Raw genomic sequence first — 17961 nt, 5'->3', positions numbered from 1 at the left:
ACCTCAGCCCGCCGCGGCCCGCCGCCGGGCCGCCGATCCCGCCGCGGGCCAGCACCGCCAGCGCGCCCGCCCGCAGCCCGTGCGCGTGGACGACGTCCGCGCCGCGGGTGATCCGCCGCAGGTCGCGGACGGCCTTGAGATCGCGGCCCGGCCTGGGCCGGTCGGCGAGGTCGACCTCGGCGAACCGGACCCCGTCGCCGGCGAACCCGAAGGTCTTCTCGGTGGCCGCGGGCCCGCACACCACCACCGTCGCGCCCCGTGCGGCCAGACCGCGCGCGACCGACCACACGTGCCGGCCGACACCGCCGGCGCTGGTCCCCAGGACCAGGGCCACCTTCGTTCCCCGTGCATCACCCATGCCTCCCAGCCTGCCTCATTCAGGCGGCGGGCGCGCGCCGCAGGGCTGCGCGGAGATCCTCCCGGTCGAGGAGGGCGGCCAGGACCAGGAACAGGAACGCCGCCGCGACGGCCGCCGCGAGACCGCTGGTGATGTTGTGGAGCTGGTCGCCCGTTCCGAACGCGACGGCGACGGTGTACCCGGCGGCGGCGCCGGTGGCCCCGCCGAGCAGGCCCGCCGACAGCGCCCGGGGCAGCCCGGTCAGGGCGGCGCGGCCCCTCGCCCGGAGCAGGGCGGTCAGCAGCAGGACGCCCGCGACGGTCATCCCGAGGCTGTTGCCGATGCCGAAGCCCGCCACGACCCATGCCTCGGGCAGCGTCAGGGCGAGCACGACGTCGGCGACCAGCACGACCAGCCACCCGGTGACGGTCGCCTGGGCGGAGGCCCGGCCCCGGCCGCAGGCGAACAGGGCGCGGCCCAGATGGGCGACGAGCCCGTAGCCGAGCAGGCCGGGGGCGAAGGTGAGGATCGCGCGCGACAGGACCTCGGGATGGGCGTCGGTGCCGTGGTCGAAGAAGTCCGCGACCGGCACCGCGACGGCCGCCAGGACCGCGGCCCCCGCACAGGAGACGAGCACGACGGCCCGGGTCGTCCCGGCGACGATCGCGTCGAACGGCCCGGGGTCGGCGTCCTCCGAACGGGCGGACAGGGCCTGGAAGGCGCTGGTGGCGATGGGGACGGCCAGGATCGCCCAGGGCAGCAGGAACACCGCCCAGGCGAAGTTGTAGTCGGTGAGCGCCCCCGCCGTCCCGTAACCCTTGAAGATCAGCACGGTGAGCATCGCGAGCTGCTGGGCGACCACCGTCGCGAGTCCGGCCAGCGCGAGCCGCCGCACCCGCGCCGCGACCCCCTCGGGGAAGCGCAGGGTGGGCCGCAGCCGCAGGCCCAGCGGCCGGGCGGCGACCAGGGCGACGACGACCAGCGCCACCACGCCCAGCGTCGTCCCGGCCGAGAGCATCAGCTCGGCCGAGCTCGGCACGCCCGCCAGGTCGTCGGGGTCGCGGCCGTCCATCAGCGGCACGTAGGCGAGGTAGGCGCCGATCACGACCAGGCTGGAGACCAGCGGCGCGAGCGCGGGCCCGGTGAACCTGCGGTGGGCCTGGAGCACCCCGTAGAGCACCACGGCCAGCCCGTACAGGACGATCTGCGGCGCGAACACCACGAGCATCCGGGTGCCCAGCGCGAGGTAGGCCGTCCGGTCGCAACCGCCGAGGCCGCCGTGGGTGAGGGCCGACATGATCGGCCCGGCGGCGAGGGCGGCGGCCAGCGACAGCGGCGTCAGCAGCAGCAGGACCCAGGTCAGCATCGCCGAGGACGTCCGGCGGACCGTCTCGCTCTCGCCGCGCTCGGCCGGGACCGACAGGACCGGCACGACCAGGCTGGCCAGCGCCCCGCCCGCGACGATCTCGAAGACGATGTTGGGGATCTGGTTGGCGGTGAAGTAGACGTCGCTCAGGCAGGAGTTGGTGACCGTCTGGGAGAAGACCACCGTCCGCCCGAAACCGGCCAGCCGGGCCAGGACGGTGAGGGCGGCGATGAGGACGGCGGCCCCGGCGAGGCCGCTCGTGAGGCGTTTCACTGGACGGGCTTCGGCTCCACGGGCCTGCGGCCCAGCATGTCGATCCAGTTGAGCGCCGGGGTCTCGCGGATGACCTTGGTGAAGCTGACGTACTCCGACGCCCCGTTGAGCGCCACGAGCCCGCCGAGGACCGCGAGCCGCGGGACGAGCCCGAGCCGGGTCGCCGACAGGCCCAGCAGGGCGCCGAGGGCGTTGGCTCCCGCGTCGCCGAGCATGGCCCGCTCGCCGAGGTCCTCGGGCAGCAGCGCGGCCGCGGCGCCGAGCGGCGCGGCGACGATCGCGGAGCCCGCGCCGAACGCCAGCGGCACCCCGGTGATCAGCCCGACCTTGACGGCGCGGCCGGGACGCAGGTCGAACAGGTTCATGAGGTTGGCGCTCGCCGCGACGATCGCCCCGTTCAGCACGGTGTCGGCAAGCCGTCCCGGCTTGGAGGAGGCCTTCGACCCGGCGAGCGCGGCGGCGGCCAGGCCGGTCGCGCCGATGCCGAGGATCTTGACGGCTCCGGTGGTGACCTCGCCGCGCGCCAGGGCCGTCAGATGCCCCTTGAACCCGCGCGAGGAGGACGACCCGGCGAGATCGTCGTAGGCGCCGAGCAGGCCCGAGCCCGTTCCGGCGACGAACGCCGCCGCGCGGACCCGGCCCGGCAGGCCGGGGACCAGCAGCCCCGCGGCCGCGGCGCCGGTGAAGAACGCGGGGCCCTCCAGCAGCGTGACGGGCTCGCCCCTGTGGTTGGTGCGGCCCCAGACCTCGTCGCCGGTCAGCCCGTTGTGGCCGGGCGGGCGGCGGGTCAGGGCGGTGTAGGCGGCGCGGGCGGCGGCCGCGCCGAGCAGGCCGCCGATCACCAGGCGCTTCACGAGTGCCCCGCCATCGCGACGGGCGTCGGCAGCGGGTTCGGCAGGAAGCCGTTGTCGCCCGAGACGGTGCCGTACTTGCCGGACTTGCCGTCCATCTCCGCGTCCAGCGCGAGGACCACGACGTTCTGCCCGGACACGCGGTCGGCGGCGTCGGCGGAGGAGACGGTGTCGCTCGCCTTGGACGAGCGGAGTGCGGACAGGAAGCCGTTGGTCCCGGCGGAGCCGGTGTCCCCGGCGGCCACGGTGCCGCGGTTGTTCGCGTCGAGCGCGGACGTCAGTGAGATCAGCGCCTTGTTGTCGGCGGCGGCCGTCTTCTCGTCTTCGACGGGCTTGTCGGGTGCGATCACGATGGCGAGTGTGGCACGCGCGGTGGGCTTCCCGCTGTAAGACAGCAGACCCGCCTCCTTGAAGGACTGCAGGGTGCTGACCGCGTTGAGCTCCTCCCGCCCCGCCTTGGTGGAGTCCTTCGTCACGAGGACGTTCGCCAGGACGGCCGCGGCCTTGTCGTAGCCCGTCGCGTCGTCGGCGAAGGTCAGCGAGCCCGGCTTGGTCGAGAGGGCCAGCTCGTCGATGGTCGCCAGCTGGGCCGGGTCCAGGTACTTGCTCTGCAGGCTGACCCAGCCGGAGACCGTGCCGCCGGCCGTCTTCACCGCGGTGTCCAGGCCGGTCCGCATCGTGTCGGACGCGCCGGGCGCCAGCACGAAGACCACGGACTCGTTCGCCAGCCGCTTGCCCAGCACCTCGGGCGCGGTGACGGAAGCGTACTGGTTCTCGCCCTCCAGCGTCTTGTCGCGCAGGGTCTTCTCCGCGCGCAGATCGTCGTTGTTGCGCTGGACGACGGCCACCTGCTGGTCCTTGAGCTTGGCCAGCGCGTCCTGCGCCTTGTTGGTCGAGCCCACGAGCAGGCCGATCGCCAGCGCCAGGAACACGGCGACGATGGAGACGAGGTGATAGCGGAAATCGATCACGTGAAGAATCCGGTCAGCCAGAAGAGGAAGGAGTGCCAGCGCTCGACCAGGACCGGAAGGATCACTTCGCGCATGGGCGAGACAGCGACCGCGACGACCATGGTGACCAGCGCGGCCGCCACGAGGAGGAGCAGCGCGGAGGAGGAGATCCGGCTGCGGTAGAGCAGGGACACGCCCTTGGCGTCGACCAGCTTGCTGCCCACCCGGAGCCGGGTGAGGAAGGTGCTCGACATGCCGGCGCGGCCCTTGTCGAAGAACTCGACCATGTTCATGTGGGTGCCGACCGCGACGATCAGCTGGGCGCCCTTCTCGTCGGCGAGAAGCATCGCGCAGTCCTCGCTGGTCGCCGCCGCGGGGAACACCACGGCCTGCTGGTTCAGCTCGTGGACGCGCTTCAGGCCCGGCGCGCGGCCGTCCCGGTAGGCGTGCACGACGATCTCCGCGCCGCAGGTGAGGGCCTCGTCGGAGACGGAGTCCATGTCACCGATGATCATGTGGGGCTTGTAGCCGGCCTTGATGAGGGCGTCCGCGCCGCCGTCGACCCCGATGAGCACGGGCTTGTACTCGCGGATGTAGGGGCGCAGGGTCGCGATGTCCTCGCGGTAGTGGTAGCCGCGGACCACCACCAGCGCGTGCTTGCCCTCGAACTTCGTCGTGACGTCGGGGACGCCGACGCCGTCGATGAGCAGGTCCTGCTCGCGCTTGACGTACTCCATCGTGTTCGCGACGAAGGACTCCAGCTGGGTCGACAGACCCGCCTTGGCCTCCTCGACCGCCGTCTCGATGGTCTCCTCGGTGTGCCGGATCCCCTTGGCCACCACGTCGTCGCCGACATAGACCGCGTCGCCGTCGAGCCGGACGACCGTGCCCTCGGAGAGCTTGTCGAAGATCTCGGGGCCGACGTCGTCGAGCAGCGGGATCCCCGCCTCGACGAGGATCTGCGGGCCGAGGTTGGGGTACCGGCCGGAGATGCTCGGTGCGACGTTGATGACCGCGCCCACCCCGCAGGAGACCAGGGCCTCGGCGCTGACCCTGTCGATGTCGACATGGTCGATCACGGCGATGTCGCCGGTCTCCAGCCGCTTGGTCAGCTTCTTCGTGCGCTTGTCGAGCCGTGCCGTCGCGACGACGCCGGGTCCTTCGACCTGGCGGCGGCGCCCGAACAGCCGCGACGCCCGCAGCCACTGCTGCGGGCGCGGATCTGTTTCGGTCCCCGATTCACTCATTGCCTCTTCATCCTGCCAGAGCGGATCACCTGACCGGGGCAGGCGGGAGAGATCAGGCGTGTCCGTCCTTGTCGGTCGCCGCTATCGCGAGGAGCTCCTCGGCGTGCGCCCGGCCCAGCTCGCTGTCCTCCAGGCCGGCGAGCATTCGCGACAGTTCCCGCACTCTGCCGTCGGTGTCCAAGGCTGTCACACCGCTGCGGATCACGGTACCGTCGTTGGACTTTTCCACCAGCAGATGCTGGTCGGCGAAGGCCGCGACCTGCGGTAGATGAGTGACCACGATCACCTGGGCGGTGCGCGCCAGCTTGGCCAGCCGGCGGCCGATCTCGACCGCGGCCTTGCCGCCGACACCCGCGTCGACCTCGTCGAAGACGAAGGTCGGGACCGGGTCGGCGCCCGCGAAGACGACTTCGATCGCCAGCATCACGCGCGACAGCTCACCGCCGGAGGCGCCCCGGTTGAGCGGCAGCGCGACCGCGCCCGGATGGGCGGCCAGCCGCAGCTCGACCTCGTCGACCCCGGAGGGCGTGAAGTCGGGGGTCGGGGTGATCGCCACGACGATCCCGGCGTGCGGCATCGCCAGCGCGGTCAGCTCCTCGGTGACGGCCTTGGAGAACCGCTCGGCGGCCTCCTCCCGCACGGCCGTGACCTTGGCCGCGAGCTCGGTCAGCCGGCCGAGGAGATCCTCGCGCTCCGCCTCGAGGTCGGCGATCGTGTCGTCGTCGCCCTCCAGCTCCGTCAGCCGCGCCGCCGCGTCGCGCGCCCAGGTCAGCACGTCGGCGACGGTGACGCCGTACTTGCGGGTCAGATGCGTGACGACGCTGCGCCGCTCCTGGACGGCCGCCAGCCGCTTGGGGTCGGCCTCGACCGACTCGGTGTAGGCCGCCAGCTCGCCGCCGATGTCGGAGATCAGGTAGCCCGCCTCGGCCAGCCGGTCGGCGAGGACGCCGAGCGCCGGGTCGTGGTCGCGGGCCGCCTCCAGGGCGCTGCGGGCGGTGCCCAGCAGGCTGGTGACGTCCGCGAAGGCGTCCATCCTGGCCGGGTCGCCGAGCAGGGCCTCGTGCGCGGTGTTGGAGGCGTACCGCAGGGCGTCGGCGTTGGCGAGGCGCTCGTCCTCGGCCGCCAGCTCGACGTCCTCTCCCTCCTTCGGGTCGACCTTCTCGATCTCCTCGAGGCCGAACCGGAGCATGTCGGCCTCGGCCGCGCGCTCGCGGGCCGCGGTCGTCAGCTCGGTCAGGAGGGCCGTGACCTCCTTGTGCCGCTGGTAGGCGGTGCTGTACTCGCGCAGCGGCTTGGTCAGCCTGCCGCCCGCGTACCGGTCGAGGGAGGCGCGCTGGCGGCCCGGCTGGAGCAGGCGCTGCTGGTCGGACTGCCCGTGCACCGCCACCAGGTCGTCGGCGAGTGTCAGCAGCATGCTGACCGGCACCGACCGGCCGCCCAGGAAGGCGCGGGAGCGGCCCTCCCCCGAGACGGTCCTGGTGATGATCAGGGAGCCTTCGTCGAGCTCTCCGCCCGCCTCCTCCACCCGGGTGATCGCCTTGCCGGACGGGTCGAGCGCGATACGGCCCTCCACGGACGCGCGGTCGGCGCCGGGACGGACCCGCTGGGGGTCGGCCCGGCCGCCGAACAGCAGGCCCAGGCTGGTCACGACCATCGTCTTGCCCGCGCCGGTCTCGCCCGTCACCACGTTGAAACCCGGGGACAGGTCCAGGACCGCCTCGTCGATGACGCCCAGGCCCTGGATCCGAACCTCTTCGACCATGGGTCTCAAAGGTGCCACCTCATCTGCTTGCGGAGATCTCCGGGGGAAAGATTATCGCTCTTATGTGCGAACGCGCCCCCGCCAACCGGCGACGGGGAGACCGAATTTGGTGACGAGCCGGTCGGTGAAGGGGGTGAGGTTGAGGCGGGCGAGCCTCACGGGAAGATCGCTGCGCCGCACCTCGACCCGCGCACCGGGGGGCACGTCGGCCGTCCTGCGTCCGTCACACCACAGTACGGCCCCTTCCGATTCGGCGGTCACCTCGATGGCGACCGTCGAGTGCGGGGAGACCACGAGCGGCCGGGCGAACAGGGCGTGCGCGCTGATCGGGACCACCAGCATCGCCTCGACCTCCGGCCACACGACCGGGCCGCCGCCGGAGAAGGCGTAGGCCGTGGAGCCGGTGGGAGTGGCGCAGACCACACCGTCGCAGCCCCAGTGCGACAGCGGGCGGCCGTCGATCTCGGCGACGACCTGGAGCATCCGCTCCCGGCTCGCCTTCTCGACCGACGCCTCGTTCAGCGCCCAGGTGCGGTCGGTGATGTCGCCGTTGCGGCGGACGCACACGTCGATCGCCATCCGCTCCTCGACCTCGTAGTCGCCGCTGACGACCCGGTCGGCCATGACCGCCAGGTCGGCGCGCTCGGCCTCGGCGAGGAAGCCCACGTGCCCGAGGTTGACGCCCAGCAGCGGCGTCCCGACACCGCGGGTCAGCTCGGCCGCCCTCAGCAGGGTGCCGTCACCGCCCAGGACGATCACCACTTCGGCGCCCTCGGCGGCGCTCGGCTTGGCCGGGTGCGCCTCGACGCCCTCGCAGTCGATGTCGGCGGCCTCGTCCTCCAGGACCCTGACCTGGATCCCGGCCTCCTCCAGCCGGCGGATCACCAGCTTCGCGCTGCGCACCGCGCCCTCGCGCCCGGTGTGCGCCATGATCAGAACCGTGCGGGACTTCTCGGTCACTGGGGTCCCTCCGCTACGGCCTTGTCGAGCATCGCTTCCTCGAGGTCGGGTGCCCCGGCGCGCAGCCAGAGGAAGTACTCCACGTTCCCGGACGGGCCCGGAAGCGGGCTGGCCGTCACCGACACCACGCCGAGCCCGATGGACCGCGCGTAGGCCGCCACGTCGCGGACGGCCTCCTTGCGCAGCTCGGGATCGCGGACGACACCACCCGCACCGACACGCTCCTTGCCCACCTCGAACTGGGGCTTCACCATCATGGCGTAGTCGGCTCCGGGGGCGACGCAGCCCTTGATCGGGGCCAGGACCTTGGTCAGGGAGATGAACGACAGATCGCCGACGACCAGGGTCGGCGGCTCCCCGACCACCTCGGGCGTCATGTCGCGGATGTTGAGGCGCTCGACGACCGTCACGCGGTCGTCGGTGCGCAGCGACCAGGCGATCTGGCCGTAGCCGACGTCCACGGCCACGACATGGCCGGCGCCGGCGCGCAGCAGGACGTCGGTGAAGCCTCCGGTCGAGGCCCCGGCGTCCAGGCAGCGGCGGCCCCTCGGGTCGAGATCATGGAACGCCTCGAGGGCCCCGGCCAGCTTGTGCCCGCCCCTGGAGACGTAGTCGGGGCCGTCGGCGGCCTCCTCCACGACGATCGCGGCCGAGGTCTCGACCTGGGTCGCGGCCTTCGTGGCGGCCTGCCCGCCGACCTTCACGCGGCCGTCGGCGATGAGCTGCGCCGCGTGCTCCCGCGACCTGGCGATCTTGCGCCGGACGAGCTCGGCGTCGAGCCTTCTCCGGTTCACTCCCCGCCCTCCGCGCGGCCGGTGCGCCGCCCGTCCTGTTTGACCCCGCCCGCGAGGGGAAGTCCGTGGCTCGGCGCCACTTCTTCATCTGGCGTCACGGAACCGCCCGGCGTCACTGGTCCGGCTCGCCGTCGAGGACGTCCTGGAGGCTCTGGTGCACCCGGTCGAAGATCGCGACATGACCTGCGACCGGGGTCTCCGGCAGCACGTCCAGCGTCCTCAGCGCGGCGTCGACCCGGTCGTCGCCGCTGGTCGCCCCGTCCATAGTCGCCTTCTTTCCAACCCGTTGCCCGTATCAGTGTGCCGTGGTTCGCACGGGCACCGACAAGAACGCTACCGTCCTAGACCGACAACGTCGCCGACCGAAGGGGGAAACACAAAGCCATGGTCACCGAGGAACAGGTCCGCGCGGCCCTGGACCAGATCGCCGCACGGCTCGGCGGGCTCGACCCCGAGCAGTGGCGGCGGCACGCCGTCGACCGCACGGTCAGCTGCCGGGTGCCCGATCTGGACCTCGCCTACGAGACCAGGATCTCCTCCGGGGGCATCACCCCGTTCGCCCGCTGCGCCGACCCGAGGGCGGCCCAGGTCAGGCTGACCGCCGCCAGCGCCGATCTTCTGGCCCTCGCCAACGACGAGATCAGCCCGGCGAAGGCGTGGGCCACCGGCCGGCTCAAGATCGAAGCCAGCTTCACCGACCTCCTGCGGCTCCGCAAGCTCCTCTGAGTTCCCGTCCGGGCCCCGGCATCCGTCGGTCCTTCACCGTCCATGGCGCCCTGTGGTCCGCGGCGCCCTGTGATCACAGGGAGAGCCGGGACAGTGCCTCCTCCACGGCCTCGCGGGGTGAGGGTTCGGGGTGGCGCCAGGCGGCCGCGGCCAGGGCGCGCAGGCCGTCCCAGGGGTCGCCGTCGCCCGACAGCTTGATCACTCCCCAGTCCCAGAGCGCCGTCCATCCGCCGCAGGTGAAGGCGTCGCCGTCGCGCTTCGCCTCGGGGTGGTCGACGAGCAGCCCGCCGAGATCGGCCGACAGGTGGGTCGGGCGGTGTTCCACCGGCGCCGTCAGGGCCATCAGCGGATCGGTGACCCCGGTGAACACGAGCAGGCTGTCGGCCTTCCCGTTGTAGGCGCCCTCGATGTCGGTGTCGAGCCTGTCCCCCACGACCAGCGGCCGCTCGGCGCCCGTCCGCAGGATGCTCTCCCGGTGCAGAGGCGTCTCGGGCTTCCCGGTGACGATCGGGTCGATCCCGGTCGACGACCTGATCACCTCGGTCAGCGCCCCGTTGCCCGGCTTGGGCGGCCCGGACCCGTCCGGGATGCTCAGATCCCGGTTGGACGCCACGAACAGCGCCCCTCTCTGCACCGCGATGGCCCCCTGGGCGAGCTGCCCGTAGTCCAGCCGCGGATCGAACCCCTGCACGACCGCCACGGGCTCCTCGGCCGCGGTCGAGACGGGCCGCAGCCCCCGCGCGTAGAGCGCCTGCCGCAGCCCCATCCCACCCACGACCAGCACCTTCGCCCCGGGCTCCAGCTCCTCGGCCAGCAGCCGGGCCGCAGCCTGAGCCGACGTCACCACATCCTCGACCTCGGCGGGCACCCCCACCGCGCACAGCAGCGCCGCCACGGCCCCGGGCGTCCGCGAGGCGTTGTTCGTCACGAACGCCAGCCTCTTCCCCGACCCCCGAACCCTTCCCAGCGCCTCCGCGGCCCCCGGCACCCCCACCTTCCCGCTGTAGACCACCCCATCAAGATCAAGCAACAACACGTCATATCCGTCGACCAGCATGCCCTCTCCCTCCGCACCGACCCCGAGATCCTGACACCCGCCCCCCGGGTGATCCCCACCTCACCCCCTCTCTCACCCCTCAGCGCCAACAGACCCGGGCGACCCTCACCCGGGCGAGCGGCTCCGGGGCGAGCGGGTCGGAGGCCGCGAGCGAGGCAGCGTGGCCGGGCCGGGCCGGGCCGGGGCCGGGGCCCGCAGGGCCAGGCCGGGACCTGAGGTGGCTGGGCTGGCCTGGGGCCCGCAGGGCCGGGCCGGCACGGGGGCTGGGCTGGTCCGGGCTGGGGTGGGCGGGCTGGCACGGGGACCGGGGTGGGCGGGCACGGGTGGTTGGGCTGGTCCGGGCTGGGGTCGGCGGGCTGGCACGGGGACCGGGGTGGGCGGGCACGGGTGGTTGGGCTGGCGGGGGCGGGTGGGAGGGGCGGGGGCTCGTCAGCGGCGGGCGTTGAGTGTGGCCCGGGCCTGGCGGAGGGCGGTGGTGTAGTGCTTGTTGTCGGGGCGCATGGCGGCGGCCAGGGCCAGGTGTTCCACGGCCGCCTCGAAGGCGCCCAGGCGGGAGAGGGACAGGCCGAGGCCGAAGAGGGCGTAGTCCTCGGCGGGGTTGGTCTCGATGATCGAGCGGAAGCAGTCGGCGGCATCGGCGTACTGGCGGACGCCGAAGAGGGCTCTGGCCAGGGCTTCGCGGATACTAGGGGAATGGGGTTCGACATCAGCGGCACGAGCGAGGAGCTGGACGGCGGCCGCGGCGCTGCCCGCCGTCAGCAGCTGAAGGCCGCGCTGGTACCAGTCGTAGACGTCTCCGGCGGGATCCACTGGGGAATTCGGGGAATCACCAGAACCTTGAACCAAGGCGTGCACCTCCCATACGACACATTCCCTACGATGCCCGCTGACGGACATGTCTGATCGCCGCCGGGGTCTCGAGTTGGCCCCCATTTCCGGTGTCCGCTTCTCGCCTTCCGTGGTCGGGGATCTGGAGGCGGTCACCTGCCCGCCCTACGACCTCATCGACGAGGACGAGCTGGCCCGGCTGCGGGCCGGTGACGCCCACAACGTCGTCCAGGTCACGCTTCCCGGGGGCGACTACGCGTCCGCGGGCCTGGTGCTGCGGCGATGGCTGGAGACCGGCGCGCTGACCGTCGACGAGCCGGCCGCCCTGTACGTCTACGAGGAGCGGGGCCCGGGCGTGCTGCAACGCGGCCTGATCGGCGCCGTAGGCCTGCGGCAGGAGTCCGAGCGGGTGATCCTTCCGCACGAGGACGTCTATCCGGGCCCCGTCCGCGACCGGCTGGCCCTGCTGACCGCCACGGAGGCCAACCTGGAGCCGATCTTCCTCACCTACGAGGGCGACGGCCCCGCGAGCGATCTCGTCGACGCCACGGCCGACCGTGATCGTCCCCTTCTGGAGATGATCTCCTCGGACGGCTTCGTTCACCGCCTCTGGCGCCTGCCGGACGACGGCACCATCGCCGCCGACCTGGCCCCGCGCCAGGCCCTCATCGCCGACGGCCACCACCGGTACGCCGCCTACCGCGCCTTCCAGGCCTCCCACGGCGGGCGCCCCGGCCCCTGGGACAACGGCCTGGCCCTCCTGGTCGACGCCCGGCGCTACCCGCCCCGCCTCGGCGCCATCCACCGCGTCCTGCCCCGCCTGGACCCCGAGAAGGCCGTCGACCGGGCGAGATCCGCCTTCACCGTGACCCCGCTGCCCACCGGCGGCCCGTCCCTCGACCGGCTCCCCGACGCCCTGCGCTCCCTGGCCCTGCACCCGGCGGGCCTCCTGGTCGCCGGAGCCGGCCGCCTCTGGCTCCTCACCGATCCGGACCCCTCGAAGCTGGAGACGGCCTTCCCCGACCACCGCTCGGCCCGCTGGCGCTCCCTCAACACCGCGATCCTCGACCACCTCCTGATCGCCGGAACCTGGGGGATCCAGGCCGACGAGCACAGCGTCCAGGTCGTCCACGACGACCCCGCCCACGCCATCGCCAAGGCGGAAAGGACCAACGGCACCGCGGTCATCCTCAATCCCCTCACCGTCTCCGAGGTCATCGCCCTGGCCGCGGGCGGCGAACGCGTCCCCCGCAAATCCACCTCCTTCGGCCCCAAGCCGAGAACCGGCCTCGTCATGCGCCTCCTCACCCCCTGACCAGCCGAAGACCACCGGGGACAGGCCTTTACGTTGTAGATCAGAAAGGGGGGCGGAAGAGGGCTTCGGGTGGATCCGTGGCGGGAAGGGGCGGTGTGTCGAGGAGTTCGGCCTCGTCGGTCTCGATGTAGACACGGCTGAGGCGGGAGCCGTCCGAGGAGGTCCAGATGGTGCGGCGGAGCGCTCCCCGGATCTCGATCAGGGCGCCCGGACGCCACGCCGTGGCGGCGATCGCCAGATCCGGATCATGGGTGACGCAGGGGAAGGTCTCGGAGACGACCGGAGTCCCACCGGGACGGTCGACGGTCAGACGCCATTCGAGGGCCGCCGAGTCGATCACCGCGGGACGGGTGCTGACCTCGCCCGCGAGCCTGCCGCAGAGCAGGACCTCGTTGAAATACGGATCGTTCACTGAAAACCTCCTGGTGTGAGCCCACCCGAACCCTCACAGAAATCACCCGAAGATCGTTTTCAGCCCTGTGGACAACCATCGAGGACGAGGACATGGCGAACCTGATCACCCCGCTCGGACACGACGTCTACGAGATCGACACCCAGATGGCCGGCTACCGGGGCATCACCGCGGGCTATCTGATCCTCGGCGACCGGCCGTGCCTCATCGAACCGGGAACCGCCGGATCGGCGCCGATCGTCCGCGACGCCCTGACCTCGCTCGGCGTCGACGCGGCCGACCTGGCCTCGGTCGTCGTCACCCACATCCATCTGGACCACGCCGGGGGCGTCGGGGACATCGCCGGGCTCTACCCGTCGGCGGAGATCGTCGTGCACGAGCAGGGCGCCCGCCACCTCGCCTCCCCCGAACGCCTGATGCGCAGCGCCCGCATGGTCTTCGGCGACGCCCTGGACACCCTGTTCGGCGAGCTGAAGCCCACCCCCGCCGAGCGGATCGTCTCGGTCTCCGACGTCGGCGTGATCGATCTGGGCGGGGGCCGCCGCCTGGAGTCCTACTACTCCCCCGGGCACGCCCGCCACCACGTGGGCCTGCTCGACTCGCTCTCCGGCGACCTCTACGTCGGCGACGCCGCCGGCCTCTACATCCCCGAGACCGCCGAGATCCGGCCCGCCACCCCGCCCCCGGACTTCGACCTGGAGACGGCCGTCGCCTCCCTCGACCGCTTCCGCGAGCTCCAGCCCACACGGCTGCTGTTCGCCCACTACGGCCCGGTCTCCGACGTCCCCCTGACGCTCGACCGCTCCGAGGAGGAACTCCGTCTGTGGGTGGAGCTGGTCAGCGAGGCCAACGACGCGGGCCTCGACCTGGACCACGCCGTGGCCATGGTCGAGGACCGCACCGCCGGCCGCTACAAGTCCTACGCCCCCGACGCCGACCCCGCGCTCCGCGAGAAGTACGAGGTCCTCAACAGCACCGCGAACAACGTCGCGGGCATCATGCACTCCCTCCGGGCCTGAGGATCAGGCGCGGAAGGGCCCCGTCACCTCGTAGGTGAGGCCGTCGTTGCCGAGCAGGGAGCCGGACGTCCCCCGCTGGGAGGAGAAGTACAGCCGCCGGCCGTCCGGCGAGAACGCGGGCCCCGTGATCTCGGACTTCTCCTGCCCCGCCAGCCGCAGGAACGGCGTGACGACGCCCTCGGGAGTGATGACGTTGATCTCCATGTTGCCGCCGTCCTCGGCCACGTAGAGATCGCCTCCCGCGGTGCCGGTGATGTTGTCGACACCGGTCAGCGGGGGCGTGCCGACGACCAGATCGTCGTCGTAGGCCAGGTCCAGCGTGCGGGCCCCGGCGTCGTAGGCCCAGACGCGGTTGTCGCCCTTGGTGGTGAAGTAGCAGATCCCGTGGGCGTAGTAGCAGCCCTCGCCGCCTTTGAAGCGCAGGGCGCCCTCCACCTGGTCACGCGTGGCCGTCACCCAGAACTCGGGGTTCGGGACCCTCTTCCAGCCGACCGGGCCCGGAGCCGTCCCGACCAGGACCTCCAGCGTCCCCGAGGAGAGATCACCCCACGTCTTCGGGGTGAAGCGGTAGAAGCAGCCGTCCGGCTGGTCCTCGGTCAGGTAGACGACCTTGTGGTCGGGGTCGCAGGCGGCGGCCTCGTGCTTGAAGCGCCCCATCGCCGGACGCGGCTTGGCGGCCTTCACCCCGTAGGGATCGGTCTCGTAGACGCAGCCGAAGTCGTACTCCTCGCACGACAGCCACGTCTTCCACGGCGTGGCGCCGCCCGCGCAGTTCAGCTGGGTCAGCGAGAGCGTCCGGTAGGCGCCGGTGATCGTCCCGTCGGCGGCGAAGCGGAGCGCGGAGACCCCGCCGACCAGCGGCACCTCGGAGTTGCTCGAGTAGATCCAGCCGTCGCCGTCGGGGAAGCAGGCACCGCCGTCCGGGGCTGGATGCCACCGGTAGGACGTCCCCTCGACCATCTGCATCGACCGGGCCACGATCCTGCTGGTGAAACCCGCCGGAAGCTGGACACCCCGCGCGTCCACGGCGCCCAGCGGACCGTAGGGACCCGCGCCCGGCTGGGCGGGGGCGGCGAACGCCTCCTGCCACAACCCGCCGGCGAACGCCACGGCTCCGCCTCCGGCCACCGCTCCGCGCAGGAAACCCCGTCGTCCGACCGTCCGCATGGCCCACCTCGTTCATGAGTGTTCTTCACGATTAGCCGGTAGTCGACCACTGAAGGCCCGCGCCAGACCAGACCAGCCCGGTGAATATCGCGCGAATCAACCCTCCGGTCAATGGGCCTGGCGGAAGAACGGAAGAGCCCGGTGCGGTCGCACCGGGCTCTTCCGTTGAAACGATCAGGACTCCTCGCCGGGGCCTTCCGCCGCCTTGAAGACCGGGTTGCCCGGCTCCGACTCACCGGACGGCGGCTCTGCCTCCGGGTCCGCCGACGGCGGCGCCTGGAAGGTCAGGGCCAGCGGGTCCGGCGCCGCCTGCTCCTCCGCGGCCGGCTCCTCGAAAGGCTCCTCGTCCGCCTGCTCGAGAACGGCCTCGGTCTCCTCGTCGGCAGGCTCGGCTTCGGCGGGAGCGTCCTCCTCGTCGGAGAAGCGCTCGGCCGGGGTGTCCTCGGTCTCCGCATCGATGATCGACAGGCCATCGAGCTCGGCGTAACGCTCGGCGGCGTCGGTCTCCTCGTCGCGGTCGGCCGCGGCGGCGCGCAGGAACCACTCCTTGGACTCCTCCGGCCGTCCGGCCTCGACGAGCGCGTCGGCGTAGGCGTAGAACAGCCGCGCCGACCAGGGACGCAGCCGCCGGTCCTTCAGCTCGGCCATCTCCAGGACGACCACAGCCGCGTCGAACTGGCCGAGGTCGCGGCGCGCACCGGATTCGACGATCTTCAGCTCGATGCGCTCCTCCTTGGGCAGCTCGGCCGCCTCGGGGGAACGGGTGATGTCGAGGGCGCGTTCCGGCCGGCCGAGGCCGCGCTCGCAGTCCGCGAGGATCGCGAGGTACAGGCCCTCGCGGCCGGGCAGCCGGCGGGCGGCGCGCAGCTCGGACAGCGCCTCCGACCAGGCGCCCGCGTGATAGGCGGCCAGGCCGCACGCCTCACGGACGACACCGACCCGGCTCGCCAGCCGGCGTGCGGTCTTCGCGTGCTTGTAGGCCAGGTCCGCGTCGTCGTCGACGAGCTGCCCGGCCATGACCAGATGCTTGGCGACGAGCAGTGCCAGTTCCTTCGGCAGGGTCCGCAGCTCCTCGCGGGCCTCGGGATCGAGCTCCTCGCCCGTCACACCCTCGGCGATCACCGGGTCGTCGTAGCCGGTGCGTTCGGGATCGCGGTCCTCACGGGCCCCGTAGCCGCCACGGGAGGCGCGCTCCTCGCGCCGCCTGTCGGCGTAGGTCTGCTCGTCCGGACGCTCACCGCCCTCGAACGGCCGCCGCTCTCCCTGAGCGTCCCGCCAGGGCCTGCGCTCGCCACCGTCGCGCCCACCGGACGGACGTCCGCCGCCCGAGGGCCGCCCCCGCCCGTCGTCACGCTTCTGGAACGGACGCCCGCCGCCCTCACGACGCTCGAACGGCCGCCCACCACCCGACGGACGGTCGTCCCGGTTGAACGGACGCCCCTCCCGCCCATCCTCACGCTTCTGGAACGGACGGCCACCGCCCTCACGACGCTCGAACGGCCGCCCACCACCCGACGGACGGTCGTCCCGGTTGAACGGACGCCCCTCCCGCCCATCCTCACGCTTCTGGAACGGACGCCCGCCGCCCTCACGACGCTCGAACGGCCGCCCACCACCCGACGGACGGTCGTCCCGGTTGAACGGACGCCCCTCCCGCCCATCCTCACGCTTCTGGAACGGACGGCCACCGCCCTCACGACGCTCGAACGGCCGGCCGCCACCCGACGGACGGTCGTCCCGCCGCTGGAACGGACGCCCGCCGTTGTCGTCCCGGTTCGGCCGACCCCGGTTGTCACCCCGGTTGTCGTCCCGGTTGTAGGAGCCCCGGTTGTCGTCCCGGTTGTACGGGCGCCCACCGGTGTTGCTGTCCCTGCGCTCGAACGGCCTGCCGCCCTCACGCCCCGCCGGACCCCGATTGTCGTCACGACGCTCGAACGAACGCCCACCGGAGTTGTTGTCCCGGCGCTCGAACGGCCGTCCCCGGTTGTCGTCCCGGTTCGGCCTACCCCGGTTGTCGTCCCGGTTGAAAGGACGCCCGCCGGTGTTGCTGTCCCTGCGCTCGAACGGACGACCGGAACCACCACGGTCGTCACGACGCTCGAACGGACGGCCGCCCTCACGGTTCGCGGGCCTGCCCCGATTGTCATCCCGGTTGAACGGGCGCCCACCGGAATTGTTGTCGCGACGCTCGAACGAGCGCCCGCGGTCGTCATCCCGGTTGAACGAACCCCGGTTGTCATCACGATTGAAAGGACGCCCACCGGTGTTGCTGTCCCTGCGCTCGAACGGACGACCGGAACCACCACGGTCATCACGACGCTCGAACGAACGGCCTCCACCGGAACCCTCACGGCGCTCACCCGGACGTCCACGATCATCACGGCGCTCGAACGGCCGACCCTGAGCACCCTCGCGACGCTCGAACGGGCGGCCCTCACGACCACCCTGACGGTCATCACGCGGCGCCTGACGGTCATCACGGGGCGCCTGCTGGCCCGGCTTACCGAACCTCCCCTTGGGACGGTCATCCCGACGGCCCTGCCCCTGGCCTTGGCCCTGGCGCTGACCCGAACCACCCGACTGCGGGCGGCCCTTCCCGGGCTTGAACGGCTTACGCGGAGCACCCGAACCACCACGACCGGTCTGGCCCCCCGCCGAACCGCTCGAACCCTGCTGCCGATCCTGGCGTCCCTCGCGGTTGTCGCCGCGACCTTCCTCATCCTTCACCACTACATGGTAGACGGCCCCCGGCAGGCACCTGACGTCAACACCCAAAAACACACAGTCAGCCCCACCACACCCAGAAATGCGAAAGGCCCCGGACATTTGTCCGGGGCCTTTCAGCATGTTGATTGCGGCGGTGTCCTACTCTCCCACACAGTCTCCCGTGCAGTACC

At 72.2% G+C, this 17961-nt stretch carries 17 protein-coding genes and 1 pseudogene; 3 read left to right on the top strand and 15 right to left on the bottom strand.

Going from position 1 to position 17961, the window contains the following annotated elements; all coding sequences use genetic code 11:
• The 9 genes from ABD785_RS40640 to ABD785_RS40600 all read right to left on the bottom strand — a co-directional run.
• A partial coding sequence (locus ABD785_RS40640) for a glycosyltransferase family 4 protein (protein ID WP_344840113.1) occupies nucleotides 1-358 on the bottom strand: 358 nt, incomplete at its 3' end.
• A gap of 19 nt (nucleotides 359-377) precedes the next feature.
• On the bottom strand, nucleotides 378-1976 hold the full coding sequence (gene murJ, locus ABD785_RS40635) for a murein biosynthesis integral membrane protein MurJ (protein WP_344840111.1): 1599 nt from the start codon (nucleotides 1974-1976) through the stop codon (nucleotides 378-380).
• A complete protein-coding gene (locus ABD785_RS40630; protein ID WP_344840110.1) occupies nucleotides 1973-2830 on the bottom strand; it encodes a hypothetical protein in 858 nt (285 codons plus the stop codon). Before ABD785_RS40630 ends, murJ begins: the two co-directional genes overlap by 4 nt.
• Nucleotides 2827-3798: a copper transporter gene (locus ABD785_RS40625; protein WP_344840108.1), complete on the bottom strand. Its 972-nt coding sequence runs from the start codon at nucleotides 3796-3798 to the stop codon at nucleotides 2827-2829. Before ABD785_RS40625 ends, ABD785_RS40630 begins: the two co-directional genes overlap by 4 nt.
• Nucleotides 3795-5024 carry a putative cytokinetic ring protein SteA gene (gene steA, locus ABD785_RS40620; protein WP_425547884.1) on the bottom strand — a complete coding sequence of 410 codons (1230 nt, stop codon included), beginning with the start codon at nucleotides 5022-5024 and terminating at the stop codon, nucleotides 3795-3797. Before steA ends, ABD785_RS40625 begins: the two co-directional genes overlap by 4 nt.
• 52 nt (nucleotides 5025-5076) lie before the next feature.
• Nucleotides 5077-6786 carry a DNA repair protein RecN gene (gene recN / locus ABD785_RS40615; protein ID WP_344840106.1) on the bottom strand — a complete coding sequence of 570 codons (1710 nt, stop codon included), beginning with the start codon at nucleotides 6784-6786 and terminating at the stop codon, nucleotides 5077-5079.
• Between the two features lie 60 nt (nucleotides 6787-6846).
• A complete protein-coding gene (locus tag ABD785_RS40610; protein ID WP_344840105.1) occupies nucleotides 6847-7746 on the bottom strand; it encodes an NAD kinase in 900 nt (299 codons plus the stop codon).
• Nucleotides 7743-8540, bottom strand: coding sequence for a TlyA family RNA methyltransferase (locus ABD785_RS40605; RefSeq protein WP_344840103.1), 798 nt, complete (start codon nucleotides 8538-8540; stop codon nucleotides 7743-7745). The genes ABD785_RS40610 and ABD785_RS40605 overlap by 4 nt, the downstream gene beginning before the upstream one ends.
• Nucleotides 8541-8652: 112 nt before the next feature.
• The gene (locus tag ABD785_RS40600) at nucleotides 8653-8805 is read right to left on the bottom strand and encodes a hypothetical protein (protein WP_344840101.1); all 153 of its coding nucleotides are present in this window, start codon (nucleotides 8803-8805) and stop codon (nucleotides 8653-8655) included.
• A 119-nt stretch (nucleotides 8806-8924) separates the two neighbouring features.
• On the opposite strand from ABD785_RS40600, the gene ABD785_RS40595 reads away from it, so the two are divergent.
• Nucleotides 8925-9266, top strand: a complete 342-nt coding sequence (locus tag ABD785_RS40595) for an SCP2 sterol-binding domain-containing protein (RefSeq protein ID WP_344840100.1) — start codon at nucleotides 8925-8927, stop codon at nucleotides 9264-9266.
• A gap of 73 nt (nucleotides 9267-9339) precedes the next feature.
• Here the strand turns inward: ABD785_RS40595 and ABD785_RS40590 are convergent, their stop codons facing one another.
• Complete coding sequence (locus ABD785_RS40590) at nucleotides 9340-10323, bottom strand: HAD-IIA family hydrolase (protein WP_344840097.1); 984 nt, start codon at nucleotides 10321-10323, stop codon at nucleotides 9340-9342.
• Nucleotides 10324-10752: 429 nt separating this feature from the next.
• Complete coding sequence (locus ABD785_RS40585) at nucleotides 10753-11133, bottom strand: tetratricopeptide repeat protein (protein WP_344840095.1); 381 nt, start codon at nucleotides 11131-11133, stop codon at nucleotides 10753-10755.
• 85 nt (nucleotides 11134-11218) lie between these two features.
• Here ABD785_RS40585 and ABD785_RS40580 point away from each other — a divergent pair, with 85 nt between their 5' ends.
• Complete coding sequence (locus ABD785_RS40580) at nucleotides 11219-12466, top strand: DUF1015 family protein (protein ID WP_344840092.1); 1248 nt, start codon at nucleotides 11219-11221, stop codon at nucleotides 12464-12466.
• A gap of 40 nt (nucleotides 12467-12506) precedes the next feature.
• Here ABD785_RS40580 and ABD785_RS40575 read toward each other — a convergent pair whose 3' ends face one another.
• Nucleotides 12507-12878, bottom strand: a complete 372-nt coding sequence (locus ABD785_RS40575) for a single-stranded DNA-binding protein (protein WP_344840089.1) — start codon at nucleotides 12876-12878, stop codon at nucleotides 12507-12509.
• A gap of 92 nt (nucleotides 12879-12970) precedes the next feature.
• On the opposite strand from ABD785_RS40575, the gene ABD785_RS40570 reads away from it, so the two are divergent.
• Nucleotides 12971-13897, top strand: coding sequence for an MBL fold metallo-hydrolase (locus tag ABD785_RS40570; protein ID WP_344840086.1), 927 nt, complete (start codon nucleotides 12971-12973; stop codon nucleotides 13895-13897).
• Between the two features lie 3 nt (nucleotides 13898-13900).
• Here ABD785_RS40570 and ABD785_RS40565 read toward each other — a convergent pair whose 3' ends face one another.
• From ABD785_RS40565 to ABD785_RS41435, 3 genes and pseudogenes are all read right to left on the bottom strand, one after another.
• Nucleotides 13901-15064 (bottom strand): alkaline phosphatase PhoX, encoded by a 1164-nt coding sequence (locus ABD785_RS40565; protein ID WP_344840083.1) that lies wholly within the window; start codon nucleotides 15062-15064, stop codon nucleotides 13901-13903.
• A gap of 174 nt (nucleotides 15065-15238) precedes the next feature.
• The gene (locus ABD785_RS40560; RefSeq protein WP_344840081.1) at nucleotides 15239-16186 is read right to left on the bottom strand and encodes a hypothetical protein; all 948 of its coding nucleotides are present in this window, start codon (nucleotides 16184-16186) and stop codon (nucleotides 15239-15241) included.
• A gap of 258 nt (nucleotides 16187-16444) precedes the next feature.
• Nucleotides 16445-17890, bottom strand: a pseudogene (locus tag ABD785_RS41435) (hypothetical protein); the annotation flags it as partial.
• Nucleotides 17891-17961: the final 71 nt, after the last annotated feature.

The sequence above is a fragment of the Actinocorallia longicatena genome (assembly GCF_039534125.1).
GTDB classification, from domain to species: Bacteria; Actinomycetota; Actinomycetes; order Streptosporangiales; family Streptosporangiaceae; genus Actinocorallia; species Actinocorallia longicatena.
The sequence above is the reverse complement of the archived record's forward strand: the minus strand, read 5'-3'. Positions and strand labels throughout refer to the sequence as shown.

Excerpts from the sequence above, each read along its gene's own strand:
- steA (WP_425547884.1), bottom strand. The coding sequence starts at position 5,024 with ATGAGTGAATCGGGGACCGAAACAGATCCGCGCCCGCAGCAGTGGCTG.
- recN (WP_344840106.1), bottom strand. The coding sequence starts at position 6,786 with ATGGTCGAAGAGGTTCGGATCCAGGGCCTGGGCGTCATCGACGAGGCG.
- ABD785_RS40600 (WP_344840101.1), bottom strand. The coding sequence starts at position 8,805 with ATGGACGGGGCGACCAGCGGCGACGACCGGGTCGACGCCGCGCTGAGG.
- ABD785_RS40595 (WP_344840100.1), top strand. The coding sequence starts at position 8,925 with ATGGTCACCGAGGAACAGGTCCGCGCGGCCCTGGACCAGATCGCCGCA.
- ABD785_RS40590 (WP_344840097.1), bottom strand. The coding sequence starts at position 10,323 with ATGCTGGTCGACGGATATGACGTGTTGTTGCTTGATCTTGATGGGGTG.
- ABD785_RS40580 (WP_344840092.1), top strand. The coding sequence starts at position 11,219 with ATGTCTGATCGCCGCCGGGGTCTCGAGTTGGCCCCCATTTCCGGTGTC.
- ABD785_RS40570 (WP_344840086.1), top strand. The coding sequence starts at position 12,971 with ATGGCGAACCTGATCACCCCGCTCGGACACGACGTCTACGAGATCGAC.
- ABD785_RS40565 (WP_344840083.1), bottom strand. The coding sequence starts at position 15,064 with ATGCGGACGGTCGGACGACGGGGTTTCCTGCGCGGAGCGGTGGCCGGA.